At 62.6% G+C, this 16475-nt stretch carries 14 protein-coding genes; 10 read left to right on the top strand and 4 right to left on the bottom strand.

The features are described 5' to 3' along the window. Positions 1-19 precede the first annotated feature (19 nt). Together coaA and LB551_RS25500 are read left to right on the top strand one after the other, a co-directional pair. Positions 20-979 carry a type I pantothenate kinase gene (gene coaA, locus LB551_RS25505; protein WP_140491197.1) on the top strand — a complete coding sequence of 320 codons (960 nt, stop codon included), beginning with the start codon at positions 20-22 and terminating at the stop codon, positions 977-979. A gap of 142 nt (positions 980-1121) precedes the next feature. Then, positions 1122-2714, top strand: a complete 1593-nt coding sequence (locus LB551_RS25500) for a hypothetical protein (protein WP_224660918.1) — start codon at positions 1122-1124, stop codon at positions 2712-2714. Here LB551_RS25500 and LB551_RS25495 read toward each other — a convergent pair. The 4 genes from LB551_RS25495 to LB551_RS25480 form a co-directional block, all read right to left on the bottom strand. After that, positions 2711-3325, bottom strand: a complete 615-nt coding sequence (locus tag LB551_RS25495) for an alpha-ketoglutarate-dependent dioxygenase AlkB family protein (RefSeq protein WP_140550430.1) — start codon at positions 3323-3325, stop codon at positions 2711-2713. The genes LB551_RS25500 and LB551_RS25495 overlap by 4 nt on opposite strands. Positions 3326-3427: 102 nt before the next feature. Next, the gene (gene lysM / locus LB551_RS25490) at positions 3428-3898 is read right to left on the bottom strand and encodes a peptidoglycan-binding protein LysM (protein WP_224660917.1); all 471 of its coding nucleotides are present in this window, start codon (positions 3896-3898) and stop codon (positions 3428-3430) included. A gap of 89 nt (positions 3899-3987) precedes the next feature. Then, complete coding sequence (gene arfB, locus LB551_RS25485; RefSeq protein WP_224660916.1) at positions 3988-4425, bottom strand: alternative ribosome rescue aminoacyl-tRNA hydrolase ArfB; 438 nt, start codon at positions 4423-4425, stop codon at positions 3988-3990. A gap of 85 nt (positions 4426-4510) precedes the next feature. Then, complete coding sequence (locus tag LB551_RS25480) at positions 4511-6121, bottom strand: phosphoenolpyruvate carboxykinase (protein WP_224660915.1); 1611 nt, start codon at positions 6119-6121, stop codon at positions 4511-4513. A 343-nt stretch (positions 6122-6464) separates the two neighbouring features. Between LB551_RS25480 and LB551_RS25475 the strand changes: the two genes are divergently transcribed. From LB551_RS25475 to tsaE, 8 genes are all read left to right on the top strand, one after another. Further along, entirely contained in the window at positions 6465-7166 is a 702-nt protein-coding gene (locus LB551_RS25475; protein WP_010912942.1) for a response regulator transcription factor, read from the top strand. Positions 7167-7310: 144 nt separating this feature from the next. Continuing rightward, on the top strand, positions 7311-9095 hold the full coding sequence (locus LB551_RS25470) for a sensor histidine kinase (protein ID WP_140491185.1): 1785 nt from the start codon (positions 7311-7313) through the stop codon (positions 9093-9095). Between the two features lie 203 nt (positions 9096-9298). After that, positions 9299-9745: an HPr kinase/phosphorylase gene (locus tag LB551_RS25465; protein ID WP_224660914.1), complete on the top strand. Its 447-nt coding sequence runs from the start codon at positions 9299-9301 to the stop codon at positions 9743-9745. Positions 9746-9909: 164 nt separating this feature from the next. Then, positions 9910-10311: a PTS sugar transporter subunit IIA gene (locus LB551_RS25460; protein WP_010912939.1), complete on the top strand. Its 402-nt coding sequence runs from the start codon at positions 9910-9912 to the stop codon at positions 10309-10311. After that, positions 10308-10604, top strand: coding sequence for an HPr family phosphocarrier protein (locus LB551_RS25455; protein WP_224660913.1), 297 nt, complete (start codon positions 10308-10310; stop codon positions 10602-10604). The genes LB551_RS25460 and LB551_RS25455 overlap by 4 nt, the downstream gene beginning before the upstream one ends. 174 nt (positions 10605-10778) lie before the next feature. Then, on the top strand, positions 10779-12179 hold the full coding sequence (gene ahcY / locus LB551_RS25450) for an adenosylhomocysteinase (RefSeq protein WP_140517752.1): 1401 nt from the start codon (positions 10779-10781) through the stop codon (positions 12177-12179). A gap of 187 nt (positions 12180-12366) precedes the next feature. Continuing rightward, positions 12367-14922, top strand: a complete 2556-nt coding sequence (locus LB551_RS25445; RefSeq protein WP_224660912.1) for a sensor histidine kinase — start codon at positions 12367-12369, stop codon at positions 14920-14922. An 8-nt stretch (positions 14923-14930) separates the two neighbouring features. After that, entirely contained in the window at positions 14931-16442 is a 1512-nt protein-coding gene (gene tsaE / locus LB551_RS25440) for a tRNA (adenosine(37)-N6)-threonylcarbamoyltransferase complex ATPase subunit type 1 TsaE (RefSeq protein WP_224660911.1), read from the top strand. The last annotated feature ends 33 nt before the right edge of the window (positions 16443-16475 follow it).

The following is a 16475-nucleotide window of genomic DNA, read 5'->3' as shown; positions in this document are numbered from 1 at the left end:
GAGGAGGGCAGGAATCTCGATGGATCAGCTCGCACCGACCGAGAAATATTCCCCTTTTCGCTTCTTCTCGGCCGAGCAATGGTCGCAATTCCGCGCCGACACGCCGCTGACGCTGAGCGAGGATGAATTCCGCCGCCTGCGGTCGCTCAACGATCCGATCGATCTCGAAGAGGTCAAGCGCATCTATCTGTCGCTGTCGCGGCTTCTGTCGGCGCATGTCGAGGCCAGCCAGTTGCTGTTCCGGCAGCGTCAGGCATTCTTCAACGCCTCGGACGTGGTCAAGACGCCCTTCATCATCGGCATCGCCGGTTCGGTCGCGGTCGGCAAATCGACCACGGCGCGCGTGCTGAAGGAGCTGCTCGCGCGCTGGCCGTCCAGCCCCAAGGTCGATCTCATCACCACCGATGGTTTCCTGCTGCCCAACGAGGTGCTGCGCCGCGAAAACCTGATGGAGCGCAAGGGCTTTCCCGACAGCTACGACGTCGGCGCGCTGCTGCGCTTCCTCTCCGGCATCAAGTCGGCGCTGCCCGATATCCGCGCCCCGGTCTATTCGCACCTCACCTATGACGTCATTCCCGGCGAGTTCGTCACCATCGACCGGCCCGACATCCTGATCTTCGAAGGCATCAATGTGCTCCAGCCCGGCAAGCTGCCGCAGGACGGCAAGATCGTACCCTTCCTGTCCGACTTCTTCGACTTCGCCATCTACATCGATGCCGACGAGAAGCTGATCCACGAATGGTACATTTCGCGCTTCATGCGGCTGCGCGAGACCGCTTTCCGCAATCCGGAATCGTTCTTCCATCGCTATTCGCAGTTGTCGGAGGATTCGGCGCGGGCGATTGCCGAAGGCCTGTGGACCAACATCAACCTGAAGAACCTGCGCGAGAACATCCTGCCGACACGCGCCCGCGCCGACTTGATCCTGCGCAAAGGCGCCGACCACCTGGTCGAGGAAGTGGCGCTGCGCAAGCTTTAGCGGCGCGATTAACGGCACTTTAGGCTATCCGGGCTAGGTTTCGGTGCAATCTTAGTGGGATCGCAAGCAGCTATGCCTTCGTCCCCGTTTCGATCATGGCCTTTATTCTTTTGCGAAGGCTTGTCCTTGTAGAGGCAGTCGTATGAGCTTGTCGGGCGCAAGAACGTTCGATGCGATAATCGCATCTCACTACCGCATCGGCAGTTTGCGGCAATTCTTGCTCGTTGGACTGGTCGTCGTGATCTCCTTTTTCATGCCTTGGACAGCGGGCGGCAACACCGATGTGAGTTGGATAATCATTATCTGCGAGAAGATTTTTTCTGGTCAGAAACTCTATGTCGACATTCTGGAAACCAACCCGCCTTTTTCGGTCGCTCTGTATATCGGACCAGTGTGGTTGTCCCACAGGTTGGGAATTTCGCCGGAATTGGCGATCGAATATTTCATCTATCTCATCTTCGTCGTTTCGATTTTGTTGTCGGCCCTTGTGATCGAGAAAGGCAGGATCTTTGTCGATCTCAGAACCCAGTGGGTCTATCCCATGCTCGCGGTTCTGCTTCTGATCATGCCAGGGAATATTTTCGGACAACGCGAGCATATCGGTATGATGCTGTTCATGCCGATGCTGTTCCTGATGATGTGGCACTCCAACGACAGTCCGGGCCAGCATATACCCTTCGCACTTGCGTTCGCCGTCGGGCTGGCGGCAAGCGTGCTGCTGCTCGTCAAGCCCCACTGGGCGCTTGGCATCGCGCTGCCTTATCTTGTCATCGCTTGGCGAAAGCGGTCGCTGATGGCCTGCCTGACCGTCGAAAACATCGTCATAGGCGTGATTTGCACGGCGTATCTCGCCAGCGTGCGAATATGGTTCCCGGAGTTTCTTGATACGTTCTTGCCTTTGCTGATGCGCTATTATGTCAGTCTACGAGCCAACATAAATATTCTGGTAGCGCTGCCAACCTTTGTGGTGTTTGTCGTTTTCATAGCTTTCCAGATGCGGAAATCCGTCTGGCGAAGTGATGTGACAATTGCGGTTGCAAGTGGCGCAGGCTTCTTTGTCTCGATGGCATATCTTGGCAAATATTGGCCCAATCACCAGTATCCGTATCAGCTTGCGTTGCTGATCGCGATGCTGTTGGCTGTTGCATCGCGACGGCAAAAAGTGCTCGCGCTTTCAGGGGAAGAAGCGGCCTCGGAGCGCGCCAATGCAAGACTTCATTCTAGCGCCGCCTTTGCTGTGGTAGTCGCTCTGACGGTAACGCACCACCAGTTTTACCAGGTGCCGGAAAAGAGCCTGGTCGATGCAATCAAGGCCCGATACTCCTCGCCGTCCATTGTTCAGGTCAGTTCGGATCTTTCCGTCGGGAATCCGCTGGCGAGGATGGTCAATGGCCGCTGGCTTTCAGCCTACGCTCATGATTGGGTTGGCGCCCATGCGCTTTGGGGTTTGATGAAAGGCAACTATCACGGCGAAGACGAACGAATAGCGCGGCACGACCTCGACAACTATACGCTCTATGTCAACTCCTTGATCCGCGACAACAAGCCGGACATCATCCTTGTCGATCGCTTGGACAAGAAGAAATCGGTGTTGTCGTTGGCGGCGAATTATCCTCCAATATGGACTGTCTGGATGCGTCAGAACGCTGACTTCCAGGCCTTGATGAGCAATTACGACGAGATCGCGCTAGGAGACTACATCGAGGTCTATGCGCGGCGCAGCAGTGCTCACTAACTCTTCGTCACCCGCCGCAGCGTCAGATTGATCCTGCCGCCATTTTTCAGCAGCGCCGAGGTCGAGGGATAGATGCGGTCGACGCCGTGGAAGCAGAGGCGTCCTTCCCCGCCGAGCACGACCACGTCGCCGCTCTTCAGCCTGAACGACCGGGTCGCCCCCTCGCGCGTCGCCTGGCCGACCCTGAACAGGCAGTCGTCGCCCAGCGAGACCGACACGACGGGTGCTGAGAAATCCTCTTCGTCGCGGTCCTGGTGCAGGCCCATCTTTGCATCCGGCGCGTAGAAATTGACCAGGCATGCCTGCGGCGGATGCGGGTAGGCCGAGACCTCTCGCCACAGCCGCATCAGCACGTCCGGGATCGGCGGCCACGGCGCCCCCGTCACCGGGTGCGTCGGCTGGTAGCGGTAGCCGCGTTCCTTGTCGGTGACCCAGCCGAGCGGGCCGCAATTGGTCATGCGCACGCTCATTTCCTTGCCGGTGCGCGGCATGGCCGGCACGAACAGCGGCGCCTGCTGGACGATGCCTCTCACATCCTCCACCAACGCCTCCTGCACGTCGCGGGACAGATAGGCCGGCATGTGGCGGACGCCCTTGGGCAGAACGAGCATGAGGTCGGTCGCTAGCTCCGTTTCGTCGGTTCAACCATGCCATCTGAACCGAAAATGGCGACCCGAAAGCCGCCGTTCCCGACAGATTCGCGTTTTCCTTGATCAGGTGAGGTCTGGGATGCGCAGGACCTGCCCCGGATAGATCTTGTCGGGATGGGTCAGCATCGGCTTGTTGGCCTCGAAGATGACCGTGTTCTCGGCGCCCTTGCCCTTGCCATAGCTCTTTTCGGCGATCTTCCAGAGATTGTCGCCCTTCTGGACGGTGTAGAAGGTCGGTTCCTTGGCCGCGGCCGCCGAACCGGAAGCCGGTGCGACCTGCAACTCGTCCGCCTGCACCTTGGAGACGCCGAGCGTGTTGCCGACGGCGATGACCGCCTTTTCAAAAACCGACTGGTCCTTGACCACGCCCTTCAGCACCGCCGTGTCGCCCTGAACGACGACCTGCACGCCATCGGTGCCGAGCTTGTGCGAATCGAGCTCTTTCTTGAGCGTATCGGCGTTGGGCGCCGCTTCCTCGTCACCGCCTATGCCGAGCTTTTTGCCGACGCTCTTGACGAAATCGAACATACCCATTTCCAGGTCTCCTTGCTGTGGCAAAGAGTAAACCTTGCATCTACGATCCGAAATGGGAAGCCGTTTTATACACGCGCCTGGTGTGTTGCTTAATCGTTCTCTACCCGGCCGCGCAGTTTCTTGATGGTGCCGCGTCCGGCCTTGCTCTTCAGCCGCCGTTCGACCGCGCCTTTCGACGGCCTCGTCTTCTTGCGCGGCGGCGGTGGCGGCTCGGCCGCCTTGGCGACCAGCGCCGCCAGCCGCGCCCGTGCGTCCGCCCGGTTCTGTTCCTGCGTGCGGAAGCGTCCGGCCTCGATGACGATGACGCCGTCCTTGGTGGCGCGCTGGCCGGCAAGCCTGATCGTGCGTTCGCGCACGCGTTCAGACAGGCCGGGCGCGTTGCGTGCATCGAAGCGCAGCTGCACCGCCGTCGCCACCTTGTTGACGTTCTGCCCGCCGGGGCCGGACGAGCGGATGAAATCCTCGTGCAGATCGCCCGGATGGATCACGGCATCGTCGGCAATGATGATTGTATCGTCGCTCGTCATGCCGCAGTCATGGCGCGGCGGACGAAAAAAGAAAAGGCCCGATCGGGGACCGGGCCTTGCGATGGCGGCTGAGCGTGGTGGGCGACTATTCCGCCGCTTCCTGCATGTGCGGCGCCGCGCCGAGGACGGAGGCGTCGACATGGCTTTCGAACTTCTCGAAATTGACGGCGAACATGCCGACCAGCCTTGCCGCCTGCCGGTCATAGGCCGATTTGTCGGCCCAGGTCGATCGCGGGTCGAGGATGGCGCCGTCGACGCCCGGGACCGCCACCGGCACCTCGAAGCCGAAATTGACGTCGGTGCGGAAACCAGCCGTCTTCAGCGAGCCGTCGAGGGCCGCGGCAAGCAGCGCGCGCGTCGCCTTGATCGGCATCCGCCTGCCTGTGCCGTAGGGGCCGCCGGTCCAGCCGGTGTTGACCACCCAGCAATCGGCACCGTGCTGCGCGATTAACTCGCGCAGCAGATTGCCGTATTCCGAGGGATGGCGCGGCATGAACGGCGCGCCGAAACAGGTCGAGAACGTCGCCTCGGGCTCGGTCACGCCCTTCTCCGTTCCGGCCACCTTGGCCGTGTAGCCGGACAGGAAATGATACATCGCCTGCGCCGGGGTCAGACGTGCTATCGGCGGCATCACGCCGAACGCGTCAGCGGTCAGCATGATGATGTTCCGGGGATGGCCGGCGCGCCCCGTCTTGCTGGCATTGGGTATGAAGTCGAGCGGGTAGGCACAGCGCGTGTTCTCGGTGAGCCGGCCGTCGTCGAAGTCCGGCACGCCGTGGGCGTCGAGAACGACGTTCTCCAGCACCGTGCCGAAGCGCTGCGTGGTGGCGAAGATCTCCGGCTCCGCTTCCGCCGACAGCTTGATGGTCTTGGCGTAGCAGCCGCCTTCGAAATTGAAGATGCCGTGCGGTCCCCAGCCGTGCTCGTCGTCGCCGATCAGCGTGCGCGACGGATCGGCCGACAGCGTCGTCTTGCCGGTGCCCGACAGGCCGAAGAAAATCGCGGCGTCGCCGCCAGGGCCCTCATTGGCCGAGCAGTGCATCGGCATCACGCCCTTGGCCGGCAGCAGGTAATTCAGCATCGTGAACACCGATTTCTTCATCTCGCCGGCATAGGAGGTGCCGCCGATCAGCACGATCTTGCGGGTGAGGTCGACGGCGATCACGGTTTCGGTGCGGGTGCCGTGGCGGGCGGGGTCGGCGCGGAAGGAGGGCAGGTCGATGATCGTCATCTCGGGCACGAAATGGTCGAGCTCCGCGGCTTCCGGACGGATCAGCAGATTGCGGATGAACAGCGAATGCCAGGCAAACTCGGTGATGACCCTGGTGGGCAGCTTTAGCTCATGGTCTGCGCCGCCGACCAGGTCCTGCACGTAAAGATCCTTGTCCGCGGCGTGCGCCCGGAACTCTTCGAGCAGCGTCTCGAACTGCTCCGGCGAGATCGCCTTGTTGTTGTCCCACCAGACTTCAGGCTCGGTGGCGCCGTCGCGCACGACGAACTTGTCCTTGGGCGAACGGCCGGTGTGCTGGCCTGTTTCGGCGACCAGCGCGCCGTGCGCGGTCAGCCGGGCTTCTCCCCGCCTGATCGATTCCTCGTAGAGGGCGGCCGCACCGAAATTGTAGCGCACCAGACCAGAGGTTCTGAGACCGATACGATCGATCGCGCAGGCAGGATTGCGTTTGCCGACTTCCGACATGGGTGACCCTTCTCCGATTTGCCGCATCTTTGCCGGCGCGTTTCCGGCACGCCCACTACGCGAGCTTAGATGGTCAGAACCAGAAAAGCCGAATGATATCAAATCATTAATCGATTTAAATATTTTGAAAGTTGTTTAAATCGTTTATATATGCGAAAAGTTTCGCGGTTGCCCAAAGGATTGGCGATGCTCGTTCGTCCAATCCATGTCGAGGTGCGATCGTGGCCGCCGGCATACCGCGCGTGACAGCGGTGAAGGCCTATGCCACATTTTGTACCTAATTTGTCCTGCAAAAGCCCCTTCTCTACGAAAGAAGGGACAGCTCATGAGGGAGCCGCTTGAAATGGCAACAATCGCGCTTGTCGATGACGACCGCAACATTCTGACCTCGGTGTCGATTGCTCTCGAGTCCGAGGGATATCGCGTCGAGACCTACACGGATGGTGCGTCCGCGCTGGAAGGCCTGGCGGCGCGCCCGCCGAATCTCGCCATCCTCGACATCAAGATGCCGCGCATGGACGGCATGGAACTCTTGCGCCGGATGCGCCAGAAATCAGATCTGCCGGTCATCTTCCTGACCTCCAAGGACGATGAGATCGATGAGCTGTTCGGCCTCAAGATGGGCGCCGACGACTTCATCCGCAAACCCTTCTCGCAGCGTTTGCTGGTCGAGCGGGTGCGCGCGGTGTTGCGCCGTGCCAGCGCCCGCGAGGCCGCGGCAAAAGCGCCCAGCCAGCAGGCGCGCTCGCTCGAGCGCGGCCAGCTCGTCATGGACCAGGAACGCCATACCTGCACCTGGAAGGGCGAACCGGTGACGCTCACCGTTACCGAATTCCTGATCCTGCATTCGCTGGCACAGCGCCCTGGCGTCGTAAAAAGTCGTGATGCGCTGATGGATTCGGCTTATGATGAGCAGGTCTATGTCGACGACCGTACCATCGACAGCCACATCAAGCGGCTGCGCAAGAAGTTCAAGGCCGTCGACGACGACTTCGAGATGATCGAAACCCTTTACGGAGTCGGATACCGGTTCCGCGAAGCGTGAATAGGCAGTAGACAACAGAGAATAGTCGGTAGTCAGTTTTGAATGGTGCGAGCGGCCACCCGTGCATTCGCCGCGATCTCAGCCAACCATTTCTCTATTCGCTACCCTCTACTCACTAATTACTAAGCAGGGAACTGCTGTTCGATGGCAGTGGAAGCACAGCGGAGCAGATCGGCGGGCGTTGCAAGGCGGCCGGCGCGGATCATGCCCGCGTTCCTGTCGAAGCTCACCGTGCCCATGCGCCGCTTCCTCGGCCATCACATCTTTTCCAGCCTGACGCGGCGTATCCTCTTCCTCAATCTCGCCGGCCTCGCGGTCCTGGTCACCGGCATTCTCTATCTCAACACCTTCCGCGACGGGCTGATCGACGCCCGCGTCGAAAGCCTGATGACCCAGGGCGAGATCATCGCCGGCGCGATCGCCGCCTCGGCGACGGTCGAAACCGATTCGATCAGCATCGATCCGGAAAAGCTGCTTGAGCTGCAGGCCGGCGAAAGCCTGGGACCGGGCTCGGACCAGCTCGACAATCTGGATTTCCCGATCAATCCTGAACGCGTCGCCCCGGTGCTGCGCCGGCTGATCTCGCCGACCCGCACCCGCGCCCGCATCTACGACCGCGACGCCAATTTGCTGCTCGATTCGCGCCATCTCTATTCACGCGGCCAGATCCTTCGCTACGATCTGCCGCCGGTCGACGAGGAAGAGCCCGACCTTGTCGAACGCATCCAGAAGTTCATCTTCGACTTCTTCCGCAACACCGATCTGCCGGTCTATCACGAGCAGCCGGGCGGCAATGGCGCCGCCTTCCCGGAAGTGGTCAAGGCGCTGACCGGCAGCCCGTCGACCATCGTCCGGATCAGCGAACAGGGCGAGCAGATCGTTTCCGTCGCGGTGCCGATCCAGCGCTTCCGCGCCGTTCTCGGCGTGTTGATGCTGTCGACCGAAGGCGGCGACATCGACAAGATCGTCGCCGCCGAACGCAAGGCGATCCTGCGCGTCTTCGGCATCGCGGCGCTCGTCACCGCCATCCTGTCGATGCTTCTGGCCTCCACCATCGCCAATCCGCTGCGCCGGCTGTCTGCGGCGGCCGTGCGGGTACGGCGCGGCGTCAAGAGCCGCGAGGAAATCCCTGATTTCTCCGACCGGCAGGACGAGATCGGCAATCTGTCGATTGCCGTGCGCGACATGACCAACGCGCTCTATGCCCGCATCGAGGCGATCGAGAGCTTCGCCGCCGATGTTTCCCATGAATTGAAGAACCCGCTGACCTCGCTGCGCAGCGCGGTGGAAACCTTGCCGCTCGCCAAGAACGACAATTCGCGCAGCCGGCTGATGGAGATCATCCAGCACGACGTCAGGCGGCTGGACCGCCTCATCACCGACATTTCGGACGCCTCCCGTCTCGACGCCGAGCTGGCGCGGGATGACGCGGGAACCGTCGACCTCAAGAAGTTCATCACCGACCTCGTCGCCGTCTCGCGTGAAACGACGCGCAACAAGAAGGCGGTCGAGATCGAGCTCAGGGTCGCCAAGCTGCCGCAGGGCGTCAAGGGCTATTTCGTCGTCGGCCACGACCTGCGCATCGGCCAGGTCATCACCAACCTGATCGAGAACGCCCGCTCCTTCGTGCCAGAGGAGCGCGGCCACATCATCCTGTCGCTGGCGCGCACCGGCAAGTTCAACATCCTCACCGTCGACGACAATGGTCCCGGCATCCGCGCCGACAACATCGACCGCATCTTCGAACGCTTCTACACCGACCGGCCCGCCGGCGAGGCGTTCGGCCAGAATTCGGGCCTTGGCCTGTCGATATCCAGGCAGATCGTCGAGGCCCATGGCGGCACGCTGACCGCCGAGAACATCCCCGGCACCAAGCCAGGCGAGATCAAGGGCGCCCGCTTCGTCGTTACGTTGCCGGCCGAAGCATGATCCCGAAAGCGGGAACCGATTTTCGGATCAAATCGTGCTTTATACAAAAAGCATGATGCCGGATATCGCAGCTCTACGGTCGTCATCCCCGGGCTTGTTCCGAGGATCTGCCGCGCAACGAGACCATGGTGTGAACACAATCGAAAGGCCGGCTGATCCTCGGGACAAGTCCGAGGATGACGGTGGAATGACCCGGTCCGGTCATGCAGCCTGAAAACATCCACGGAACCGCGATCCTGATCGGCGATCGCGGCGTCCTCATAACCGGGCCGTCCGGCGCCGGCAAGACGACGCTGGCGCTGACGCTCCTGGACCATTGCCGGGCGCGCGGCCTGTTCTCGCGGCTGATCGGCGACGACAGGCTGCTTGCCTCGGCCCACGCCGGGCGTCTGGTCTGCCGCGTGCCAGCGACCATCGCCGGTCTCGCCGAGGTGCCAGGGTTCATGCCACGCCCGCTGCCATTCGAGTCGGGCGGCGTGATCGACCTGCATGTGCGGTTGGTGGCGAAGACAGAAATGGCTCGCTTTCAAGAGGAAATCAGCGAGCCGGTCGCGGGCTGCCCAGTGCCGCGCATCGACCTTGCGGAGCGCAACATTGCCGCTGCCTTGCCCGCCGTGGTGGCGCGGCTGTCGATCGCGCCTTTTCTATGATGTGCCCGGGGTTTTTTGCTGCAATGCGTCAAAATGGCATGGGCCGGCGCAATTTTGGGCTTGTCAACGAGCCGCGCGTCGACAAGATAGCGCTCCCGCCGCCTGGAATGGCTGGCGAGCATAAAATACGCCTGTGAAGCGGCGATGACGGGAGCCACCAAAGAATGATCGGACTCGTGCTTGTAACGCACGGTCAACTGGCCACCGAGTTCCGACATGCCGTGGAACATGTCGTCGGGCCACAAGACAATTTCGAAACCGTGGCGATCGGGGCTGACGACGATATGGAGCAGCGCCGGCGCGACATCGTCGACGCCGTTGCCCGTGTCGACACCGGGGCGGGCGTCATCGTGTTGACCGACATGTTCGGCGGCACGCCTTCGAACCTTGCCATTTCCGTGATGGAGTCCGGCCGCACCGAAGTCATCGCCGGCATGAATTTGCCGATGCTGATCAAGCTCTCCTCGATCCGCAAGGGCGACAACATGGCGGCGGCTCTCGACGAGGCGCAGGCGGCGGGGCGCAAATACATCAATGTCGCCAGCCAGCTCCTGAGCAGCAAATGAGCACGATGTCGTCGGAAAAGGACCAGATCGTCCGCGAATTTCCGATCGTCAACCAGCGCGGCCTGCACGCGCGCGCCTCGGCCAAGTTCGTACAGCTCGCCAGCGGCTACAACGCGTCGGTCCATGTCGAGAAGGACGGCGTCAAGGTCGGCGGTACCTCGATCATGGGCCTGATGATGCTGGCCGCAAGTCCGGGCTTTTCGATCCGCGTCACCGCCAGCGGTCCCGAAGCGCTCGAGGTCATGAATGCGCTGGAACAGCTGGTGGCGTCCCGCTTCGGCGAGGAATGCTGATCCCTTACCTCCATACGAAAGACATGCAGGGATAAAGATTTCTTTATATCCCATTGTCGTGTTGACGCCGATCTGCTAGTCAGGCGTGCAATTCGCGCCCTTTCGACGCGCCTGCCGGCGCGGGCGCATCCGCCACCAATTCAATAGCGTAACAATTCGCATCGGAGCACTGCCATGACGGGTAGCAAGGACTATGTGGTCGCCGACATCTCGCTTGCCGGCTGGGGCCGCAAGGAAATCGAGATCGCCGAAACCGAAATGCCGGGCCTGATGGCCTGCCGCGAGGAATTCGGCTCCAAGAAGCCGCTCAAGGGCGCGCGTATCACCGGCTCGCTGCACATGACCATCCAGACCGCAGTGCTGATCGAGACGCTGAAGGCGCTCGGCGCCGATATACGCTGGGCTTCCTGCAACATCTTCTCGACCCAGGACCATGCGGCCGCGGCCATCGCCGAGGCCGGCATCCCGGTCTTCGCCGTCAAAGGCGAGACGCTGGAGCAGTACTGGGACTACACCGACAGGATTTTCCAGTGGGCCGATGGCGGCACCTCCAACATGATCCTCGATGATGGCGGCGACGCCACCATGTACATCCTGATCGGCGCGCGCGCCGAGGCCGGCGAGGACGTGCTGTCCAATCCGCATAGCGAGGAGGAGGAATATTTCTATGCCCAGGTCAAGAAGCGCATGAAGGCTTCGCCCGGCTTCTTCACCAAGCAGAAGGAAGCGATCCGGGGCGTCACCGAAGAGACGACCACCGGCGTCAACAGGCTCTACCAGCTGCAGAAGAAGGGCTTGCTGCCTTTCCCGGCCATCAATGTCAACGACTCGGTCACCAAGTCGAAATTCGACAATAAATATGGCTGCAAGGAATCGCTGGTCGACGGCATCCGCCGCGGCACCGACACCATGATGGCCGGCAAGGTCGCCGTCGTCTGCGGCTATGGCGACGTCGGCAAGGGCTCGTCCGCCTCGCTGAAGGGCGCTGGCGCCCGCGTCAAGGTCACCGAGGTCGATCCGATCTGCGCCCTGCAGGCGGCGATGGACGGCTTCGAGGTCGTCACGCTCGAGGATGCCGCACCCACCGCCGACATCGTCATCACCACCACCGGCAACAAGGATGTCGTCACCCTCGACCACATGCGTTCGATGAAGGACATGGTGATCGTCGGCAACATCGGTCACTTCGACAACGAGATCCAGGTGGCATCGCTGCGCAACCTGAAATGGACCAACGTCAAGCCTCAGGTCGACATGATCACCTTCCCCGATGGCAAGCGCATGATCTTGCTGTCGGAAGGCCGCCTGCTCAACCTCGGCAACGCCACAGGCCATCCGAGCTTCGTCATGTCGGCGTCCTTCACCAACCAGGTGCTGGCGCAGATCGAGCTGTTCACCAAGGGCGAGCAGTATCAGAACCAGGTCTACGTGCTGCCCAAGCATCTCGACGAGAAGGTCGCGCGCCTGCATCTCGACAAGCTCGGCGCCCGCCTGACCGAACTGTCGGGCGAACAGGCAGCCTATATCGGCGTGACCCCGCAAGGTCCGTTCAAGCCGGAACACTACCGCTATTAACCAAAGCTGAATTTACTACCAGATATTGACGCCGGGCGATTGACTTTTCGCCCGGCTTTATTTTTGCGCCGAATGATTCTTCACGCCGATTCCAGCAGGCGCTATTGTTGTGATTCGCGGTCCGGGGACGAGGACCGGCGTACGCATCAGGGCGGTCTTGCATTCAGGCGGCGAAGAGGACCAAGACATGCCGGGGGATAACCCGCTTCACGCGGGACGGGCCGTTTCCGGCGGCCATGACGATTCGAGGATTACCGGCACCGCCACGCGAGGCGAGCGCCTTTCATTGCGCGCGCGCGCCGGGCTGTTCCTTGCCGGCTCCGCACTTGGCTGGCCTTTGGCCGGCACGGCGGCCCACGCCCGGGCTGCTGGTGCGGAGGCCGCCAGCCTGTCGGTGAGCACGGTCGAGGTCGTGCAGCTTGCCGTCTTTGTCGGAGTGATGGGAGCGGCATTCCTGTCGGCCATCGTTCTGATCCGGGAGAGAGCGCGCACTTCGGCCGAAAACGTCGAGCTCAGGAGCCGCATCGCGGACATCAACGCGGCGCTGCGCCGTTCGGAGGCGCTGCTCAATCTGCGCGACCAGCGTGTCGTCGTCTGGGCCTCGGAGAACAAGAAACCCGAGATCATCGGCACGCTGCCGGTCGAAAGCGGCGCGCCCGAGGAACGGGCCGCCTTCCTTGCCTTCGGCCGTTGGCTGATGCCGCGCTCGGCGGCGGCACTCGAGCATGCTGTCGCGGGGCTGCGCGAAAAGGCCGTGTCCTTCGACCTCGTCATCGAAACGCAGACCGGCGCTCCGCTGGAAGTGCATGGCCGCAAGAGTGCGGCGCATGTGCTGGTGCGGTTCGTTTCCCTTTCCGAGACGCAACGCAGCCAGGCCCGGCTGAAGATCGAGAACCAGCGGCTGGCCGCCGACCACGATACGATGATCGGCCTGCTCGAGGCGCTGAAGATGCCGGCATGGCTGCGCGGCGAGGACGGCCGCCTGAGATGGGTGAACCGGGCCTACGCCAAAGCGGTCGAGGCCGAAAGCGCGGAGATGGCTGTCCGCGACGCCAAGGAATTCCTCGGCGGCCAGGCGCGCGAAGCGATCGCTGCCCAGCACAAGTCCCATCCGGTCTTCGAACAGACGCTTTCCACGGTGATCGAAGGCGACCGTCGCGTTTTCGCGGTGACCGATTTCGCCGGCGCCGACGGTTCGGCCGGGCTTGCCTGCGACACCAGCGCCATCGAAACCATCCGCAGCGAATATGAGCGCACCGTGCGCAGCCACGCCGACACGCTCGACCAGCTCAACACGGCGGTCGCGATCTTCGACACCGACGAGAAGCTGCGCTTCTTCAACCAGGCTTTCCAGAAACTCTGGGGCCTCGATGCAGGCTTCCTGCACAGCGCGCCCGATAACGCTTTGCTGCTGGATCGGCTGCGCAGCGAGGGCAAGATCGCCGAGCAGCCGGAGTGGCGCCGCTGGAAGGAAGGCCTGCTCGGCGCCTACCGCGCGGTGGAATCGCAGGAGCATTGGTGGCACCTGCCCGACGGCAAGACCATCCGCGTCGTCGCCAACCCGCAGCCCAAGGGCGGCGTCACTTGGGTGTTCGAGAACCTGACCGAGAAGATGGACCTTGAAAGCCGCTACCGCACCGCGGTGCGGGTCCAGGGCGAGACACTCGACAACCTCGCCGAAGGCGTGGCGGTGTTCGGCCCCGACGGCAGGCTGCGCCTGTCGAACCCGGCATTTGCAACTTTGTGGGGCCTGGACGCCGAAACCGCCAGGCCCAATGTCCATGTTTCCGCAATCCGTGAGCTTTGCGACCGGCAAGCGATCGACAGCCCGTGGGGCGGCTTCGTCGCAGCCATCACCGGCTTCGACGACGAGCGCCGCGACCGCCACGGGCAGACCGAGCTCAACAGCGGCACCGTGCTGCGCTACGCCGTGATCCCCCTGCCCAACGGGCAGGTGATGATGACCTTCGTCGACGTCACCGACAGCGTCCGTGTCGAACGCGCGCTCAAGGACAAGAACGAGGCGCTGGAGAAATCCGACCAGCTCAAGAACGAATTCGTCCAGCACGTGTCCTACGAACTGCGCTCGCCGCTGACCAACATCATCGGATTCACCGAACTGCTGTCGCTGCCGGCCACGGGTCCGCTGACGCAGAAGCAGCGCGAATATGTCGAGCATGTCGGCTCGTCGTCTTCGGTGCTTTTGACCATCGTCAACGACATACTCGACTTAGCCACGGTCGATGCCGGCATCATGCAGCTCGAAATTTCCGAGGTCCATGTCGACCGCACCATCGCCGCCGCCGCCGAGCTGGTTGCCGACCGGCTGGAAGAGCATTCAATCAGGCTCGAGGTCGATGCCGCGGCGGCGCCGAAGACCTTCCACGGCGACGAAATCCGCATCCGCCAGATCCTCTATAACCTGCTCAGCAACGCCGCCAACTACGCGCCGGAGGCCAGCGCCATCCGGCTCGCCTGCCGTCAGTTGGCGGACGGTGTGGAATTCTCGGTCCACGACGATGGACCCGGCATGCCGCCCGACGTCCTTGATTCGGTGTTCCGCCGCTTCGAGCCGCGCGCCAATGGCGGCCGTCGGCGCGGCGCCGGACTCGGCCTCTCGATCGTCAAGAGCTTCGTTGAGCTGCATGGCGGCAGCGTCCGCATCGAAACCGGCAAGGACAAGGGCACGACCGTCATCTGCACCTTTCCCGACATGCCGGGCATCCGCGCCGCGGCCGAGTAGCGCACTCGATGGCCGCATTGATGCTCGAGCGTTTACTCGCCGACGAAACACAGACGGCGCGGCTGGGTGAGGATCTGGCGCTGGCGTTGCGCGCCGGCGATGTCCTGGCGCTGAAGGGCGATCTCGGCGCCGGCAAATCGACGCTGGCGCGGGCGCTGATCAGGGCGTTGGCCGACGATGCCGGCCTCGACGTGCCGAGCCCGACCTTTACCCTGGTGCAAAGCTACGACACGCGCATCCCGGTCCATCATTTCGACCTCTACCGCCTGTCCTCGGCAGCCGAGCTCGATGAACTGGGCTTCGACGAGGCGTTGGCGCAAGGCGCGGCCCTCGTCGAATGGCCGGAACGGGCCGAGGGTTATTTGCCTGGGACCGCCGTGCTGATCGAATTGGTCCAGCATGGCGATGGCCGATTGGCGAGACTGTCCGGGCAGGGCGCTGCCTACGATCGCGTGGCGCGCTCGCTCGCCATGCGCGATTTCCTCGAAAGCGCTGGATGGGGCGAGGCCAGCCGCCGCCATTTCATCGGCGATGCCTCTGCCCGCTCCTACGAAATTGTCTCGCTTCCAGGCCATGCCCCGAGGGTGCTGATGAACTCGCCGCGGCTGGTGCTGGGTCCCCCGGTACGCGACGGCAAGCCCTATGGCGTCATCGCCCACACCGCCCAGTCGGTCTCCGCCTTCGCCGCCATCGACCGCGCGCTGCTCCACGCCGGGGTCAGCGTTCCCGAAATTCATGCGCAGGATCTCGACCAGGGGTTCCTGCTGCTCGAACATCTGGGTTCCGAAGGGTTCCTGGACGGGCATGGCAGGCCGGTCGGCGGGCGTTATGAAGCGGCGGCCGAACTGCTCGCCATGATGCATGACAAGAGCTGGCCCCACCGGATGGAGGCCGCGCCCGGCGTGTTTCACGATGTGCCGCCCTTCGATCGCGACGCCATGCTGATCGAGGCGGACCTGCTGGTCGATTGGTACGTGCCGATGCTGACGGGCGCTCCGGCGGGCGATGCCTTGCGCGTCGGCTACCACAAGGAGTGGAACGCGGTTCTCGACCGCCTCGCGGACAGCCAATACACGCTGATGCTGCGTGACTTTCATTCACCGAACATCATCTGGCGCGCTGAGCGCTCCGGCCATGACCGGCTCGGCATCGTCGATATCCAGGATGCGCTGATCGGCCCCGCCGCTTACGACGTCGCCTCTCTGGCCATGGACGCGCGCGTCACCATCCCGCCAGGCATCGAGAAACGCACGCTCGATGCCTATATCGCCGCCCGCCACGCGGCCGGGCCATTTGACGAGGCGGCGTTCCTCGAGGCCTATGCGATCATGGCGACGCAGCGCAATTCCAAGATCCTCGGCATCTTCGTCCGGCTCGAAAAACGCGACGGGAAGCCCTATTATCTGAAGCACCTGCCGCGTATCCGCGACTATCTGCGCCGGGCGCTGTCTCATCCTGCCCTGGCCGGCCTTCGCGAGTTCTATACCGCCCACGGTCTGCTGGAGGAGCAAACGCCGTGAGAACGATACCGGACCGCGAGCCCAAAACTGCGA

Source organism: Mesorhizobium sp. BR1-1-2 (genome assembly GCF_020165435.1).
Lineage (GTDB): Bacteria > Pseudomonadota > Alphaproteobacteria > Rhizobiales > Rhizobiaceae > Mesorhizobium.
Note: the sequence above shows the minus strand (reverse complement) of the source record. Positions and strands in the feature narration are given on the sequence as shown.